Genomic DNA, 13,856 nt, shown 5'->3' with positions numbered 1-13,856 from the left:
TTTGAAGGAGATATTGATGAAACGCTCTCGACATTCGCTATTTGCAGTTCTGGTCATCGGTGTGCTTGCCACTACCGCATCGGCCTGGGCTGATGTGGCCGACGACGAGCTGGAGCGCGAGCGCCTGGCACGCATTGCGGGTGAGATTGAGCAGGTTCAGCTCATGGTTGCAGACGCAGAAAAGGCAGCGCCGACTGGCCAGCGTGTGAAGTTCCGATATGACTGGCTGCAACGTGACCTGGAGCTGCTGCGCGCGGGCGTGACAAACCATGTGGATGCACCCCGACAACCTCGCCCAGTCTCTCCTCTACGTGGCGACTATCGGCAATAAGCCAGCCTGAGCTCGACCATGAATTCGGAAATGGCAGCGGGATTTATGCAAGGGGCTGGCTTTAATGCTCAGAACTTGAAGTACCTGCTTTTTGTCGTGGTGTTTGCGATGGTGTTTTCCATTGGCGCATGGCTCGGTACGCTGGTATTGAAGGCTTATGGAGATGGAGAGCTGGATGCACCGGAAGCCATGAGGGCGTGTATTGGAGTAGCCATTACCGTTTTGTTAGTGGTAGGCGTGGTGGGATCAATCATTTTCTAAAAAATCAATTAATCGATTGGAGAAATCATGAAGAAGCATTTGAAAAAAATTAACTCTGGCATCGCATCTATCGCACTGGCTCCGGTTGTGCTGCTTGCAACCTGCCCTGCATTTAGCGCTCTGCCGACGATTCAACCTCCTGCAGGTGGAAGTATCGGCGGCGGCACTACACAAGAAGGTGATATTCTTGGGCAAATTGGTGCGTATTTCAAACTCGGAATGACTATTCTGGGTTTGGTTTTGGCTGCAATTGCCTTTCTGTTCGTTGTTACCGCCTCTTTGCAACGCTACCGTGATTACACAGCGGGCAAGATCCAGCTGGGTGATCTCAAGGAGTTTGTAATTGTCAGTGTGATTATCATCAGCTTGGTGATTTTGATGGTCAACTACGCAGCTCAATCTTTGGCCTAACATGGCTGCACACGACTCTCGCCCCCAAGGAAAGGCGCCTGTCCAGGCGCCGCTGACAGATCGCGTTAATTCCGAGCCACCAATTATCAATGGAATGGCGGCTAGCGAGGCTGGATATATTGGGGGCGTGACTTTCGCCGTCAGCCTGTTTATCGGCGCTGTTGTGGCATTTAGCACCGGACTCTGGATAGTAGCGCCCATTCTGTGCGTTGTCGTTCCGTTTATGGTGCTTTGGTATTCTTCACTGTATCTGCAAGAGGTCAAGCGAAACCGCCCTGAAGGCTTCTATCTCCACTCGATGCATTTTTATCTTGTGTCACATAAATTGGCAAAGCCTAAATTTCTGGTCCATGACGGCCGGATGCAGTTGGGTTGCAGCTATCGCATGAATTCGATCAAGGCTGAAGCCAAATCATCGGAAACTAAATAATGAGCAGTGGTGATTATCTGGACGCGCTTGCGTCCGAGCGCAGCCATAACGCGAAGCTTACGAAAATAATCTTTGCAGTCGTGTTTTTCGGTGTGGCCGGGATGTGGTTCGCGTCGCGCGTTCCTAAAAATATCGACTTACACGTCGCACCCGATATTAAGGCGGGTGACACGATACGGGTGATTGATGGGCAGTCGCCAGTGCCGTCTACAAATGCCTACGGTTTTGCGTATTACATCTGGCAGCAGATTAATCGCTGGCAAAGCGACGGCTCTCAAGACTATGGCAAGCAGATTTATGCGATGCAGTTTTATCTGACTCCGCGTTGCCAGGCGCAACTGCAAACCGACATGCAACAGCGTCACGCCAAAGGCGAGTTGCGCCGCCGTACTCGCCAGATTAGCGAGATCCCCGGCTTTCCGTACAGCGAAAACCGTGTGATCCGTGAAGGCTCGGATGCTTGGACGGTGCTGCTGGACATGCAGGTTCAGGAGACCTTCGCAGGGCAGCCGGTCAAGGACGTATTCATTCGGTACCCGCTGCGCGTGGTGCGCTTTGATGTGGACCGTGAGCGCAACCCATGGCGTCTGGGCTTGGATTGCTTCGGCAGTAGCCAGCCCGCACGCCTCAATCCTGCGGAGCTCAAGCCTGGCGCGCCGGTTCAAGCGGACCTGAAAGCACCGCGTCTGCCCGGAACTATTGCCCCTTCGAGCCTGCCTCGTGACACCTCTGTCGATTGATCCACATGATCCAACGTCGTTCTCTTTCGATCTGCCTCCTGGTCGCCCTGCAGCTTCTGCATGGCAGCGTCGCTGCTCAGCAGGTCGAATCGCTGGCGGGCAGTACCGAGACGCCCGAGTTCAATGAGCCTATTGACCTGGGGCAAACGGGTGCAGCAGCTGCAACACCAGTTGCAGGAGCCAATGCAGGACGCGCCCCAGCTGGCGGGCGCATGGTGGCAGGCGTTAGCGTGCCCGCACCGCTGGCGAATACTGCCGTAGGTTCCGCCAGGCGCGCAGCTGCCGAAGCGTCTCTTCGCCGCGTTGGCCCAGCTCCTTTGACTTCTGGCCCCGCCGAGCGTGCTGTGTTTGCGCGTGAGCCAGTCCGGGTGAATCTGACGGTCGGCCAGGAGCGCCTTGTGACCCTGCCAGCCGATGCGTTGCTGCGCATGCCCAGTGACATGGATAGCGTGGCGCGTATCGAGTCGATCGCCGGCACGATCTATGTGACTGCGCTCGTGCCATTCACGGCGATCCGAATCATTGCCGAGCTGGTGGATAGCGGCCAGCAGATTCCGATGGATCTGATTGCGACAGCCACTCCAGACGCCAAAGACTCCAAGGGCAAGGTCGTGTCCACGCAGTCCGCTAAAGGCGAGCTGCAGGTTTCTGTGATCGAGCCCGCGACCGTTCCGAACCCCATTGGTGGAGCTGCATTGTCTGGCGGCCAGTCTCAACAGCAAGAGAGCGTTGCTGCGGACATGGTGCAGCTCACTCGACATGCTGCCCGCCAGCTCTACGCACCTCGACGCTTGGCTGGTGGCACGCCAGGTGTGAGCCAGGTTGGCGTAGGAACCGAACCCGTGCCGACACTGTTCCGTGGCGCTGCCGTGGACGCTGCGCCCATAGGCCAGTGGAAGTCGGGAAACCTGTATGTGACTGCGGTGCGCGTCACCAACCGCTCGCGCTTTGCCCTGGAGCTGCCCTTGGAGAGCTTGCGCGGACGCTGGCTCTCGGCCACAGCCCAGCATGGCCGGATCGGTGCTGCCGGTACAGACACCGACACCACGGCGGTCTACCTGGTGTGCGATCGCACTTTCGAGTCTTGTCTGTGAGGCATCCATGGCAGTGAAAAGCAACAAACTCACCCCTGTTCTTGTCATCGTGGCCTTCGTCATCGTCGGTGCGGTCATCGTGATGCGCCAGAACAATGCACCGACCGCTGCACCCATGGCCGCAGCCCCCCTGCCCAAAACGGCAGGCGCAGATGAGGACACCCCCAGCGAGACGCTGGCCACAGTGGTCGCAGCCAACAAGGATCTGCGAGCAGATATTCAGGAAGTGCTCCGTGCTAACCAGGATTTCAGCAAGCGCCTGGAGCGCTTGGAGAAAGGTGCACCTGCAGGTGCCACGCCGGCTGGGGCGGTCGGTGGCAGCACTAATGACACAGATCCAGCCCCATTGGATGTCTTTAAGCCCATTGGCGACGCGATCGACTCTGTTACAGGGGTTGGCTCAGGTGGTAGTGGCGGAGGCCATCGACCCGCCGGTGGTTCCCAGGATCTAGGCTTAGCTGGCGGCAGCACTTCCTACAAGGTGGTTCCGCCCATGGGCTACACCACCGAAACAACTCAGCATCAGGGGAAGATGGTTACGCGCTATGTGCGCGTAGCGCCGGACGGCACGCAATCCATGCCCAGTGCGGTCAGCGCGGCCCAGGCCGCACAAGCTGCTCAGGCCACTCAGGCAGCCTCGAAGCCCCAACCCGTAGCTTATTTCACGCTGCCGGAGAACTCCACGCTGGCGGGCGTCACCGCGATGACCAGTTTGATCGGCCGTGTGCCGGTCAATGGCCGTGTGACGGACCCCATGCAATTCAAAGCCATGGTCGGGCGCGACAACTTGGCCACCAACGGCTGGGAGTTGCCCGAAGACCTCGCCGGGATGATCGTTACCGGCGTGGCCGTAGGCGATATGGCGCTTTCGTGCACCGAGGGAAAGATCCGCAGCATGACTTTCGTGTTCAAAGATGGTGCGATCCATACGGTTTCGGCGCGTCGTGCGCCGCAGACCCAGGCAGGTGCCGGCGTCACAGCCATCGCTACCAATGGTTCCACAGACCTTGGATTCATCAGTGATCTGTACGGCAACCCCTGTATTCAAGGCAAGTTCGTGACCAATGCGCCTGCTTACCTGACCGACATCATTGGTGCCAAGGGCTTGGGCGTGGCCGCCGAGGCCTTGGCGCAGGCCCAGACCACCACCATGGCCAGCAGCAATGGCACCACCTCCTCGATCACCGGAAATGCCGGCAGTTTTGCACTGGGCCGCATGGGTTCTGGAGCCACCGATGAGCTGGTGCGCTGGCTGACTGAGCGCCTCAAGAGCTCGTTTGACGCGGTGGTCACGCCCGCTGGCCAGCAGCTGGTCGTGCATCTGGACCGCCAGATCGAAATCGACAAGCCCGCCAACCCAAGAAAGATCGTGCACCGCACGCAGTCCCCCAATGTCCTGTCTGGAGCCCGCTATGGCCTCGAATAATCCCCTTCTTCTTGCCATCGTGCTTCCCGCGCTACTGGCTGGTTGCACGGCTATTGGGTCGCGCGAGTCTCCGCTGAAAGAGGCTACGGCTGGCAGTCCGACCCTGGTGGATGTGTATCGGGGCAAGTTTCAGCCCCCGCAGTCAGCGGCTTCCTCTCGTGAGACGGCGCGGGACCGCCTGGAGCGTGCGTCGACTGCGCGCCCGATCGCGCGCGGCGACGAAATGACACAGCGTTACTGGTCGGCCCTGGAGCCTATGCAACAGCGCTTTGCACGCGTACCCAACCCGGATCTGGTCATGGTGGTCTATCCCCACCTGGCCAAGGGCCGCTACCCCGTGCCTGGCTATGTCACGGTTTTCCCAATGTATGAGTCAACGGAGTACGCCATGCCCGGTGAGGTGGCCGAAGAGCTGCAACAAGGCCGCGCCGCATTCTCACGCGGCCGCACTGCTCGGGAGGCCGGCCAATGAGCGGATTGCTGGAAATGCTGGGCCTGTCTGGTGGTACCAAAAGCAAGCACAAGCGCCGGCTCATGACGGCCGCCGACCGCAAGCAGATGGCCGCCCGTCCGCCCTCCTTCACCGAGCTGCTGCCTTGGATCAAGTTTTCACCCAAAGACCGCAACTTTGTGATGCGCGACGGCAAGACCTTGGGCGCGCTGTTCGAGCTGGGCGCTGTCGCTACGGAGGCGCAGCCGCTGGAGTACCTGAAGGAGCACTGCCGCAAGATTCAAGAGGCCATTCAGGCGATTCCCGAGGTCGACTCTTCGCCTTGGGTGGTGCAGTTCTTCCTGAGCGATGACCGAAACATCGACGGGCTTAACCAATACCTTCACGACTACATCCTGTCCCAGCACAAGGACGCCAAGCGCGCGCAGGCCATCATCGACTCGGAATACACGCAGTCCGTGCTGAAGGAGTTTCGCAGTCACCTGTCGCAGGTTTCCCGAGAGCAGGGGCTGTTTACCGACACCTTGGTGACGGGCCAGACCTGGCGTGGCCAGCAGCGGCGGGTTCGCTGCTGCATCTATCGCCAGTTTGATGACTTGGTCAATGAGCGCCGCATGGCCGAGCAGCAGATGGAGGCTGTGGCCACCACCTTGCTGGCCACGCTGAACGAAGCCGGCGTGACGGCGCGGCGTGCCAACGGCAAGGACTTCTACGAGTGGATGCTTCCATTCTTCAACCGTAATGTGCCCTGGGCCAGCACGGGCGCCGAGCTGTTCCGCGGCGCGCCCTATCCGGGTGATGTGGCTCCAGAGGGCATCTATGACTGGGACTTTTCCGAGTCGCTAAACCTGTCTGAGCCCTCGTGCAACCAGGAACAAGGCTGCTTCGAATTCGATGGCCAGCCGGTGAAGTTCCTCACGCTGCAGAACCTTCGTGCTCACCCTAGCATAGGGCACTTCTCCGCAGAAAGCCGGATCGGGAACGAAGCCTATGCGCGGTTTGACCGGCTGCCGCCTGGCTCGATGCTGTCCGTGACGGTGACGATTGCTGCCCAATACCAGGTCGAGCGCCACGTCGAGGACATCAAAAAGGCCTCCCGTGCTCAAAACGCCGTGGCGCAGGAGACCCATAGAGAGTCGGAGCAAGTGCTCCAGCACATGGCCACCGGGGACAAGCTGTATCCGATGTTCATGGGGCTGTACCTGAGCGGCAAGACTCATGCGGATCTGGATGCGGCTGTTTCCGAGGTCAATGCCCAGCTGACGCCGACCGGGATGCGTTTCATCGAATCCCGAGAGGACCTTGTGGCGCATGACGCATTCCTGCGTGCATTGCCATTCGCATTTGATCCCACGTTCGACCTGCGAAGCATGCGACGGTCGCGCCTGACGTTTGCGAGCCTGATCGCCGCCATTTTGCCGGTCTACGGGCGCTCACGCGGAACGGCCAACCCCGGCTTTTGGTTCTGGAACCGGGGCGGCGAGCCGTTGTGGATCGATCCACTCAACAAGATCGACCGCAAGAAGAACGCCCATATGGTGGTGTTCGGCCCCACAGGAGCGGGCAAGTCGGCGACGTTGAATTACCTGTCCATGCTGGTCATGGCCATCCACCGCCCACGCCTGGTGATCGCGGATGCAGGCAAGTCTTTCGATCTGATGGTCAAGGACATGGCCACCAAAGGCTTGAGCGTGTATCGCGTCAACTTGAGCGGCGATACAGACGTATCACTGCCTCCATTCGTGTACGCCAGCGAGCTGCTGCAGGACAAGGAGATCATGGAGTCCTTCAAGGCAGCGGAGGAATACTTCGGCGCTGGAGCGGGTATCCCCTCCGAAGAGGATGCTGAGCTCGTAGGTGCCGAGCGACTGATGGAGTCGGTCAATGAAGTGATGGAGCCTGATGACGCCAACGACGACTCGGACGAAGAAAAGCGCGACTACCTAGGCGAGATGCTCATCTCGGCCATCATGATGATTACGGGTGGTGAAGACGCCGAGCTCAAACGCATGACGCGCGCCGACCGCTATCTGGTCACCAGGGCCATTATTCGAGCCGCAGTGCGCGTATCCAACGAAGGCAAGCCCCATCCTCTGACACAAGACGTCGCCCTGGAGCTGACGGCCATGGTCAAGGACGCATCTCTGTCGGAGCACCGCCGCGCGCGCGCCGAAGAGATGGGCCATTCGATGATGACCTTCACGACAGGCCTGCGCGGCAAGCTCTTCAACCGCCTGGGCCAGGACTGGCCCGATGCCGATGTAACCCTGGTGGAAATGGGCACACTGACCAAAGACGGCTATGAGGATGCGCTTGCTGTGGCCTACACCAGCCTGCTGGACTCGGTGCAGTCGCGCGCCGAGGCCGCTCAGCATGAGGATCGCCCCCTCATCATGCTGACCGATGAAGGGCACTTGATTACCACCAACGAGCTGCTTGGCCCGAAGGTGGCCAAGGGCACCAAGATGTGGCGAAAGCTCAATGCCTGGTTCTGGCTGGCCACGCAAAACCTGAAGGACTTCCCTGGCAGCATGTCCCGCGTGCTGTCCATGTGCGAGTTCTGGATGTTGCTGACCATGGACAAAAACGAGATCGAGGAGATCGCGCGCTTTCGATCGCTCACACCTGAGCAACGCCACATGATGGAGTCTGCCGTCAAGGAGCCGGCGAAGTACACCGAAGGTGTGCTCATCAGCGCGAACAATCAGTGGCTGTTCCGAAACGTGCCACCGGCGTTGCCAATCGCGCTGGCAATGACCGAGGGCCACGAGAAGGCCGAGCGCCGCCGTCTCATGGACGAGCATGGTTGCACCGAGGTTCAAGCGGCCTACCGCGTGGCGGCACGCCTGCAGGAGGCGCGCGCATGATGCGGTCCTCCCTCACTGCCCTGGTGCTGCTTCTTTGCGCTCATGGCGCGCTGGCCCAAGGCTCTATCGGCCCTTCGGTGACAACCGTGGAGGTCTTCGCCAATTCGGCCACGGTGGTACGGCCGCCGTTTCGCCAGCCTGGCTACGTGCTCAAGGTCTATCGCGTGGACGCCATGGCTCAGCTTGAGCAGCAGCTCAATGCAGGGCTGCCCAAGAACGAAGCCGACGCCATGGCCTATATGCGTCAGCACGAGGCCGAGATCCGTCGCCGCTACAAGGACCAGATCACCAATGCGGCCTCCGGCATGACGCTGGCCGTCCAGTACCGATTGGACCGGCTCCCGGCCATCGTCATCAATCGCGCCAAGGTCATTTATGGAGTTGCGGATGTGGACCGCGCCATCGAACTGTTCGCCGCGGCTCAGCAGAGGCCTTCCCGATGAAAAAACGAGCTTCCCTAAATCTCAGGCTGCGCCGTCTCGTCGCGGCCGTCAGTACGGCCTCGATGTGCGCTGTGCTCACACCGGCCACCACCATGGCAGGAACCACCACCCCGGCCATCATCGCGAATACGGCCAAGGCGGCCTTGTCTTGTGTGTCGTACTCCGTCGAGGGCGTGTGCTTTTTCTTGAGCTGCGGCTGGACCGGATGCTGGATTCGGACCTCGATCAAGATCTCCCACTATGTGCCAGATGTGGTGGTCAGCACCTACAACGAACCGCTGCGCCACCCTTGGACCGACATCGGCACGGTCGTGGCCACCACGTTGACAACGGCTGGATCTGCACTGACAGGACGGCTGCTGGACTCGTCCGCCGGCGGCCTGGACAGCAACTCAGCCATGGCGAACTTCAAAGGGGCGGATGCCATAGGCAATCCTGCCGGCATGTTTGCCAGCATGCTCGCGTCTGGCGGCATGTTCACAATGCCTAAGTCCATCGCATTTCCCACGGTTAGCGAGTTGGCCAAGTTTCCCTCGAAGGAGCTACCCAATATTGGGCGCCAGTGGACCCAAGTGCCTGCCAGCATTGCAGAAACTGTGGCATCTGATGCCAAGGGTCTGTTGAGCTCGGAATCATTGCTGGCCAGCCTTGGAACGATCCTCAAGACCATCGAGGGCGTGAAGCAGGTGATGGAGATCGCCGAGACCGTGCAGCAGATCCAGGCGGGCATCGCCGGTCTGCAGCAGCTCTCCGAAATTCTCTCGGGCAGCACCGGAGGTGCCCTCTTCTGTCCTGGCGGAGCCAGCTATTTCAACCTGCACTTCCAAAGCGAGCTCGATGCGCCTTTCTGGCGCGGCATCGTGCCTGTGGAAATGATCTATCCGCAGGCCTGGGTACCCGGACTGGGCGAGATCGGCTCAGGCTATACGCAGACCTGGGGCAACCTGTACCCACGTACCGGAGAAATCATCCAGTCGCACCCCGTGAAGGCTTCTGCAGTGCTAGCTGAGCGTGTCGCCTCGATCATCTACAAGGAAGCTCAGCCTCACATCTACTCGCGCGTCCAGCCCTCCGGGGGCTATCGCTACTTCAACTATGGCGAGAAGCGCAAATGGCAGATGTTGTATCCGCAGGCTTGGTCCGGGTGCCAGCAATTCGGCCAGAACGACTCGCTGTCGCTGACTTCGTTCGGGGATGGAGCCACCAGCTCCGATGACGGCTACGCCTGGAACCTTTGGCAAAAGTACACCTGCTGCCGGCGTCGTGGTGTGTATCTCTACTCCGTGCCCTGACCTCCCACTCCAATTTCACTATGACAATCGCACACTCCTCTTCTCTGCGCTTCAAGCGGATCTGCGCGGCCGTGACCTTGGCCTGCGTGCTGGCTCCCTCGGTCGTGACACCTGCGGCCGCCCAGACGATTACCTCGTCGGGTCTCTACTATCGGATGGGCGGGGGCTCGCCGATCAGCGCTGCCCCCCATCGCAGCGCCTTATCGATGCAGTTGGGTGCCGGCGTCCGCGCGAACTATTCCTGCGGGAAGTTTGACATCGGGCTCTCGTGGTCGGATCTCATGAATAGCATCCAGAACCTGGGTGCGACGATTACCGGGGCCGTGCAAGCCGGTATCTCGGCCCTGCCGCTGTATTTCCTCCAGCGCGCGCAGCCAGGCCTCTATCAGCTCTTCCAAAACTTCAGCCAGAAGGCGGATCTGCTGGTCTCTGCATCGCTGAAGACCTGTGAGGACATGGAGGCGATGATCAAGAATGGCCAGGACCCTTATGAGGAGTACATAGCCCTGGCCAAGGGCGATGCCTGGAAGGTCAAGGCCAATACGGGCGGCAGCGTAGTCAATGCCAAGCTCGATATCAACAAGAACGAGGCGGGCCAGCGTGCCGGATTGCCATGGGTATTTGGCAGCCGAGCCGGGGGTGCTGGGACCCCTCCTATCCAGCCAATCCGCGACCTGGCCGTCGCCGGCTACAACGTCACCATCAACAAGGCAGCCAACTCCCTGTCGACGGCGAACTACGGCAGCTCCTCGCTGGCATCGACGCGCCTGGTCCAGGCCTTCAAGACCCCGGACGATCTGGCTCGCTGGAGTGCCGAAGTCCTTGGCGATCAGAAAATCTATATGTGCACCCAAGGCTCCGATTGCCCGAGCCCCACCATCACCTCGACGGCGACCGGCCTGGCCCCGAAATTTGAGCGCGAGCTGGACGAGGTACTGCCCACGATGCGAAATATGGGCTTCAGCACTTCAAGCAGCCATGCCGACCTGGCCAAAGTCAGCGCTCCCGGCATGGCCGTGAGCCCACAGCTGATGGACGCCGTGCGCAAGCTGCCGACTGATGTGCGGTCTGTGGCCATTAACCGCCTGGCCCAGGAGGTTGCGGTCTACAAGACCATCGATAAGGCATTGATCGCGCGTAACGCGCTGATCTCTGGCATGAGCCTGCCCGAGGCCACAGGCGCTGCTCCCGTTAGATCCGAGGTACAGACGAAGATTGACCGCCTGACTCAGTACATCAACGACATGATGTTTGAGTTCCGCATACGGAAAGAAATGACCGGCGAGACAGCTTTGTCGATTATGGGCAACCAGCAGCAAGCCGGGGCCGCGTCGATGGATGTGCAAGGCGGCACGCGTGCAGATCCTGCGCCGTTGGTCGACGGACGTGTGAGCACAAGATGACCGGCACCGAAAAAGTCGAGGAAGCGTCTCAGCCGGTTCCAAAGCGTAAGGGGCGGCTTCGTCGTTGGCTGCCCTGGCTCATCTACGGTGCCTTGATCGTTTTGATTGGCGGCACCTTGTTAACCTGGCTGCTCAAGCTGGAGCCCTCACAGGTCGTCTCTGTCTCAGCATGGTTTCGCAAGGGCGCGCAACTCGGGACGCTTACTCAGACCGCACTGTGCAGCTGGGTGATTGTCAGTTGGCGTCCGATCGTGGCCTGGGGATTCAGACGCGGCTACGTGGCCAAGCATGAGCTGCGGGCGGTGCTGGCTATGCGCTGGCGCGTTGCCGGCATGCTGACGATGTACCTGGCACTCGTGCCAATAGGCGCGGGCAATATTGCCCGATTCATCATGGGCCTTATCTCCTGATCGATATGCAGCTCGATAGCTATCTTGAACTTTTTACGACGCTCTACGGCTGGGCATTCGCCAACCTTCTCGGCGAAATTTTGACCGGAACCGGCCTGGCCGCCCTGCCCTTCGCGCTCATCGTGTTTAGCGCGTGGCATAGCGCTAAAGAAGAAGGCGCAGGGTTTAACGGCGTGCTGGCTCTCATCGAGTCCATACAGACCAAGCTGATTACAGCATTGCTGGTTATGGCCCTGTGCTTCGCCACCACGCCTCTCACCTCGCTGCACAACATCAATCTCAGCTACAAGCCAGAGCGAGCTGCAGATGGTTCTGAGCCTCAGGTCGTGTCGACCCAAGGTGGGACGAACTCGGGCTACGACCGAGCGATGGCCGACGCGGTGAATGGGTCTTTTGCCCGATCGGGAAACCTGTCCTATGTCCCCTTGTGGTGGTACAGCGTCATGGGGCTGTCCTCTGGCATCAATGGCGCTTTTCGCGCGGGTATGACCAGCTCTGAGCGCGATCTGCGCGTCGTAGCAGATCTGGCCAGGATGGCCACAATTGAAGATCCGGCTCTGTTGCACGATGTGCAGCGCTTCTACAGCGAGTGCTTTGTGCCGGCACGGAGCCAGTATTTCTCGATGGACAAGAATCAGATCTCAGCAAATGGCCGAGGCATTCTCGCTGAGGGGAGCATCTATGGCCCTACGGATGTGGACTGGGTGGGCAGCCAGTTTTTCCGAACAGAGCCCGGTTTCTATGACGTGATGCGCTCATATAACCCGGTGCCTGGCTGGAGCATCGACTTCAATCGCGATAGCGAATACATGCAAGGCGGCGCTTCGGATCAGGGCTTTATGAACCCGGACTGGGGGCGCCCAACCTGCAAGCAATGGTGGGAAGCTGACGCTGCTACAGGAGGAGTACGTGAGCGCCTCACCAGCAACACCTCGACATGGCGGAGTCTCTTGCAAGTCGCCCAAAACACTATCACGTTCAGTTCGACAGATGAGGCCAAGGATGCCATGGCAAAGCTCGCTTTTGAGAAGGCCAACCCGACATTTGTTAGTCCTGACAAGATGCTGGGCGACGACTATGGCAAGGGCACGAACGCGTGGCGTACCGTCACAGGGGGGATTAGTACCATCGGGGTGGGTAAACAGGCATTTGAATCCTCACTCGGCATGGTCCCATTGTTGAATATGCTTCCCATGCTCCAAGCACTTGTACTGATGGCGTTGTATATGTTCCTGCCATTTATCGTAGTCATTAGTTGCTACGATTTAAAAGTGATGGTGATTGGTGGATTGGCAATATTCACGGTCAAGTTTTGGGCCGTCATGTGGTTTGTGGCTCGTTGGCTTGACGCTCATTTAATCGAGGCGATGTACCCAGGTTTGAGCGGATCTGCATTGATGCAAGAGATTACGCAAAGCGTGAGCTCAGGTCAGCCGCAGCTATATAAGCGCATGATTCTTAACACGTTATTGGCGCTGATGTTCATTGCGCTTCCATTCATTTGGAGCTCCATGATGGCGTGGGTCGGTTATCGACTTGGGTTTGAAAGTTCAACTCTCAATAAGGGAGAAAATCTTTCTTCCAACGCTGGCAAAGGCTCATCAATTAGACTGAAGCGCTGACGATGAGTTAGCGGTTTTCTTCTTCTGTGTAACGGTGCAGATCGGCCAAGCCTACCTCACCGTTGTACATTGCGGCATAGACATCGTTGACCGAGGTGATGATGGGGGCATCTTCTTCAGTCGCCTTTGGCGAAGTGAAGAAAGCCCAAGCAGCATTCCAGAGCGAACCAAGCACTAGACCGCCAACGATGAGGAAGACTCGCCAAAGCAGGCCGATGAGAGCGGTAAAGAGTTTGAGCATAGGGACTCCATCGAAGTGAAATGGATCTTCGTGGCTCCCTGTGCGATCGTGCATCGCACACGACCCAAATTGAGTGGCCTCCACATCCTTCTGGATGTGCGCCAAGCAGATCACATACCTGGCGAGTCCAAATCTTGGCCGTTAAAGCGCAAGCGTGTCAGATGGTAACGGGTTCCATGACTGATGTAAAGGTGAACTAAGCACCGGCAATCTCCACTGGGCCAATCCCGAGGTAGACCTGCGTACCTGCTATATCGGTGACCGACCAGCGGTCATTGTCCAACTGAGTGACTTGGTAATTTTCAGCGGTCAGCGGCAGGCCCATTTCTTCTTGGTAGCCCAGCCATGTCTCATAGCGTAGTACAGCTGAAGGAACGAATGTGCTTGTATCTGCTTTGATTTTCATGAGTTCTCGATCATGCACCGTAGGTGCT

16 protein-coding genes are annotated in these 13,856 nt (G+C 58.9%); 14 read left to right on the top strand and 2 right to left on the bottom strand.

The features are described from left to right. Nucleotides 1-16: 16 nt before the first annotated feature. The 14 genes from Cte04_RS12970 (at nt 17) to Cte04_RS12905 (ending at nt 13,181) form a co-directional block, all read left to right on the top strand. Nucleotides 17-331: an integrative conjugative element protein, RAQPRD family gene (locus Cte04_RS12970; protein WP_034356823.1), complete on the top strand. Its 315-nt coding sequence runs from the start codon at nt 17-19 to the stop codon at nt 329-331. 18 nt (nt 332-349) lie between these two features. Further along, a complete protein-coding gene (locus Cte04_RS12965; RefSeq protein WP_034356784.1) occupies nt 350-592 on the top strand; it encodes a DUF3262 family protein in 243 nt (80 codons plus the stop codon). 27 nt (nt 593-619) lie between these two features. After that, nucleotides 620-1,003, top strand: coding sequence for a TIGR03745 family integrating conjugative element membrane protein (locus tag Cte04_RS12960; RefSeq protein ID WP_034356781.1), 384 nt, complete (start codon nt 620-622; stop codon nt 1,001-1,003). Between the two features lies 1 nt (nt 1,004). Continuing rightward, complete coding sequence (locus Cte04_RS12955) at nt 1,005-1,433, top strand: TIGR03750 family conjugal transfer protein (protein ID WP_052057629.1); 429 nt, start codon at nt 1,005-1,007, stop codon at nt 1,431-1,433. Continuing rightward, nucleotides 1,433-2,173 (top strand): PFL_4703 family integrating conjugative element protein, encoded by a 741-nt coding sequence (locus Cte04_RS12950; protein WP_034356778.1) that lies wholly within the window; start codon nt 1,433-1,435, stop codon nt 2,171-2,173. Before Cte04_RS12955 ends, Cte04_RS12950 begins: the two co-directional genes overlap by 1 nt. 5 nt (nt 2,174-2,178) lie before the next feature. Then, entirely contained in the window at nt 2,179-3,267 is a 1,089-nt protein-coding gene (locus Cte04_RS12945; protein ID WP_034356776.1) for a TIGR03749 family integrating conjugative element protein, read from the top strand. Nucleotides 3,268-3,274: 7 nt separating this feature from the next. Beyond that, nucleotides 3,275-4,693 (top strand): TIGR03752 family integrating conjugative element protein, encoded by a 1,419-nt coding sequence (locus tag Cte04_RS12940; RefSeq protein ID WP_019042347.1) that lies wholly within the window; start codon nt 3,275-3,277, stop codon nt 4,691-4,693. Next, nucleotides 4,680-5,165, top strand: coding sequence for a TIGR03751 family conjugal transfer lipoprotein (locus Cte04_RS12935; protein WP_019042346.1), 486 nt, complete (start codon nt 4,680-4,682; stop codon nt 5,163-5,165). Before Cte04_RS12940 ends, Cte04_RS12935 begins: the two co-directional genes overlap by 14 nt. Continuing rightward, nucleotides 5,162-8,011 carry a conjugative transfer ATPase gene (locus Cte04_RS12930; protein WP_066478181.1) on the top strand — a complete coding sequence of 950 codons (2,850 nt, stop codon included), beginning with the start codon at nt 5,162-5,164 and terminating at the stop codon, nt 8,009-8,011. The genes Cte04_RS12935 and Cte04_RS12930 overlap by 4 nt, the downstream gene beginning before the upstream one ends. Beyond that, on the top strand, nt 8,008-8,454 hold the full coding sequence (locus tag Cte04_RS12925; protein ID WP_019042344.1) for a TIGR03757 family integrating conjugative element protein: 447 nt from the start codon (nt 8,008-8,010) through the stop codon (nt 8,452-8,454). Before Cte04_RS12930 ends, Cte04_RS12925 begins: the two co-directional genes overlap by 4 nt. 62 nt (nt 8,455-8,516) lie before the next feature. Continuing rightward, on the top strand, nt 8,517-9,746 hold the full coding sequence (locus Cte04_RS12920; protein WP_019042343.1) for a TraU family protein: 1,230 nt from the start codon (nt 8,517-8,519) through the stop codon (nt 9,744-9,746). A gap of 20 nt (nt 9,747-9,766) precedes the next feature. Then, nucleotides 9,767-11,149 (top strand): integrating conjugative element protein, encoded by a 1,383-nt coding sequence (locus Cte04_RS12915; protein WP_019042342.1) that lies wholly within the window; start codon nt 9,767-9,769, stop codon nt 11,147-11,149. Next, nucleotides 11,146-11,559: a hypothetical protein gene (locus Cte04_RS12910; protein WP_019042341.1), complete on the top strand. Its 414-nt coding sequence runs from the start codon at nt 11,146-11,148 to the stop codon at nt 11,557-11,559. The genes Cte04_RS12915 and Cte04_RS12910 overlap by 4 nt, the downstream gene beginning before the upstream one ends. Nucleotides 11,560-11,564: 5 nt before the next feature. Beyond that, nucleotides 11,565-13,181: a conjugal transfer protein TraG N-terminal domain-containing protein gene (locus tag Cte04_RS12905; RefSeq protein ID WP_019042340.1), complete on the top strand. Its 1,617-nt coding sequence runs from the start codon at nt 11,565-11,567 to the stop codon at nt 13,179-13,181. 7 nt (nt 13,182-13,188) lie between these two features. Here the strand turns inward: Cte04_RS12905 and Cte04_RS12900 are convergent, their stop codons facing one another. Both Cte04_RS12900 and Cte04_RS12895 read right to left on the bottom strand, forming a co-directional pair. After that, nucleotides 13,189-13,422, bottom strand: coding sequence for a hypothetical protein (locus tag Cte04_RS12900; protein ID WP_230629839.1), 234 nt, complete (start codon nt 13,420-13,422; stop codon nt 13,189-13,191). A gap of 196 nt (nt 13,423-13,618) precedes the next feature. Continuing rightward, nucleotides 13,619-13,828, bottom strand: coding sequence for a hypothetical protein (locus Cte04_RS12895; RefSeq protein WP_034385147.1), 210 nt, complete (start codon nt 13,826-13,828; stop codon nt 13,619-13,621). Between the last annotated feature and the right edge of the window lie 28 nt (nt 13,829-13,856).

The organism is Comamonas terrae, from assembly GCF_001544075.1.
GTDB classification, from domain to species: domain Bacteria; phylum Pseudomonadota; class Gammaproteobacteria; order Burkholderiales; family Burkholderiaceae_C; genus Comamonas; species Comamonas terrae.
Note: the sequence above shows the minus strand (reverse complement) of the source record. Positions and strands in the feature narration are given on the sequence as shown.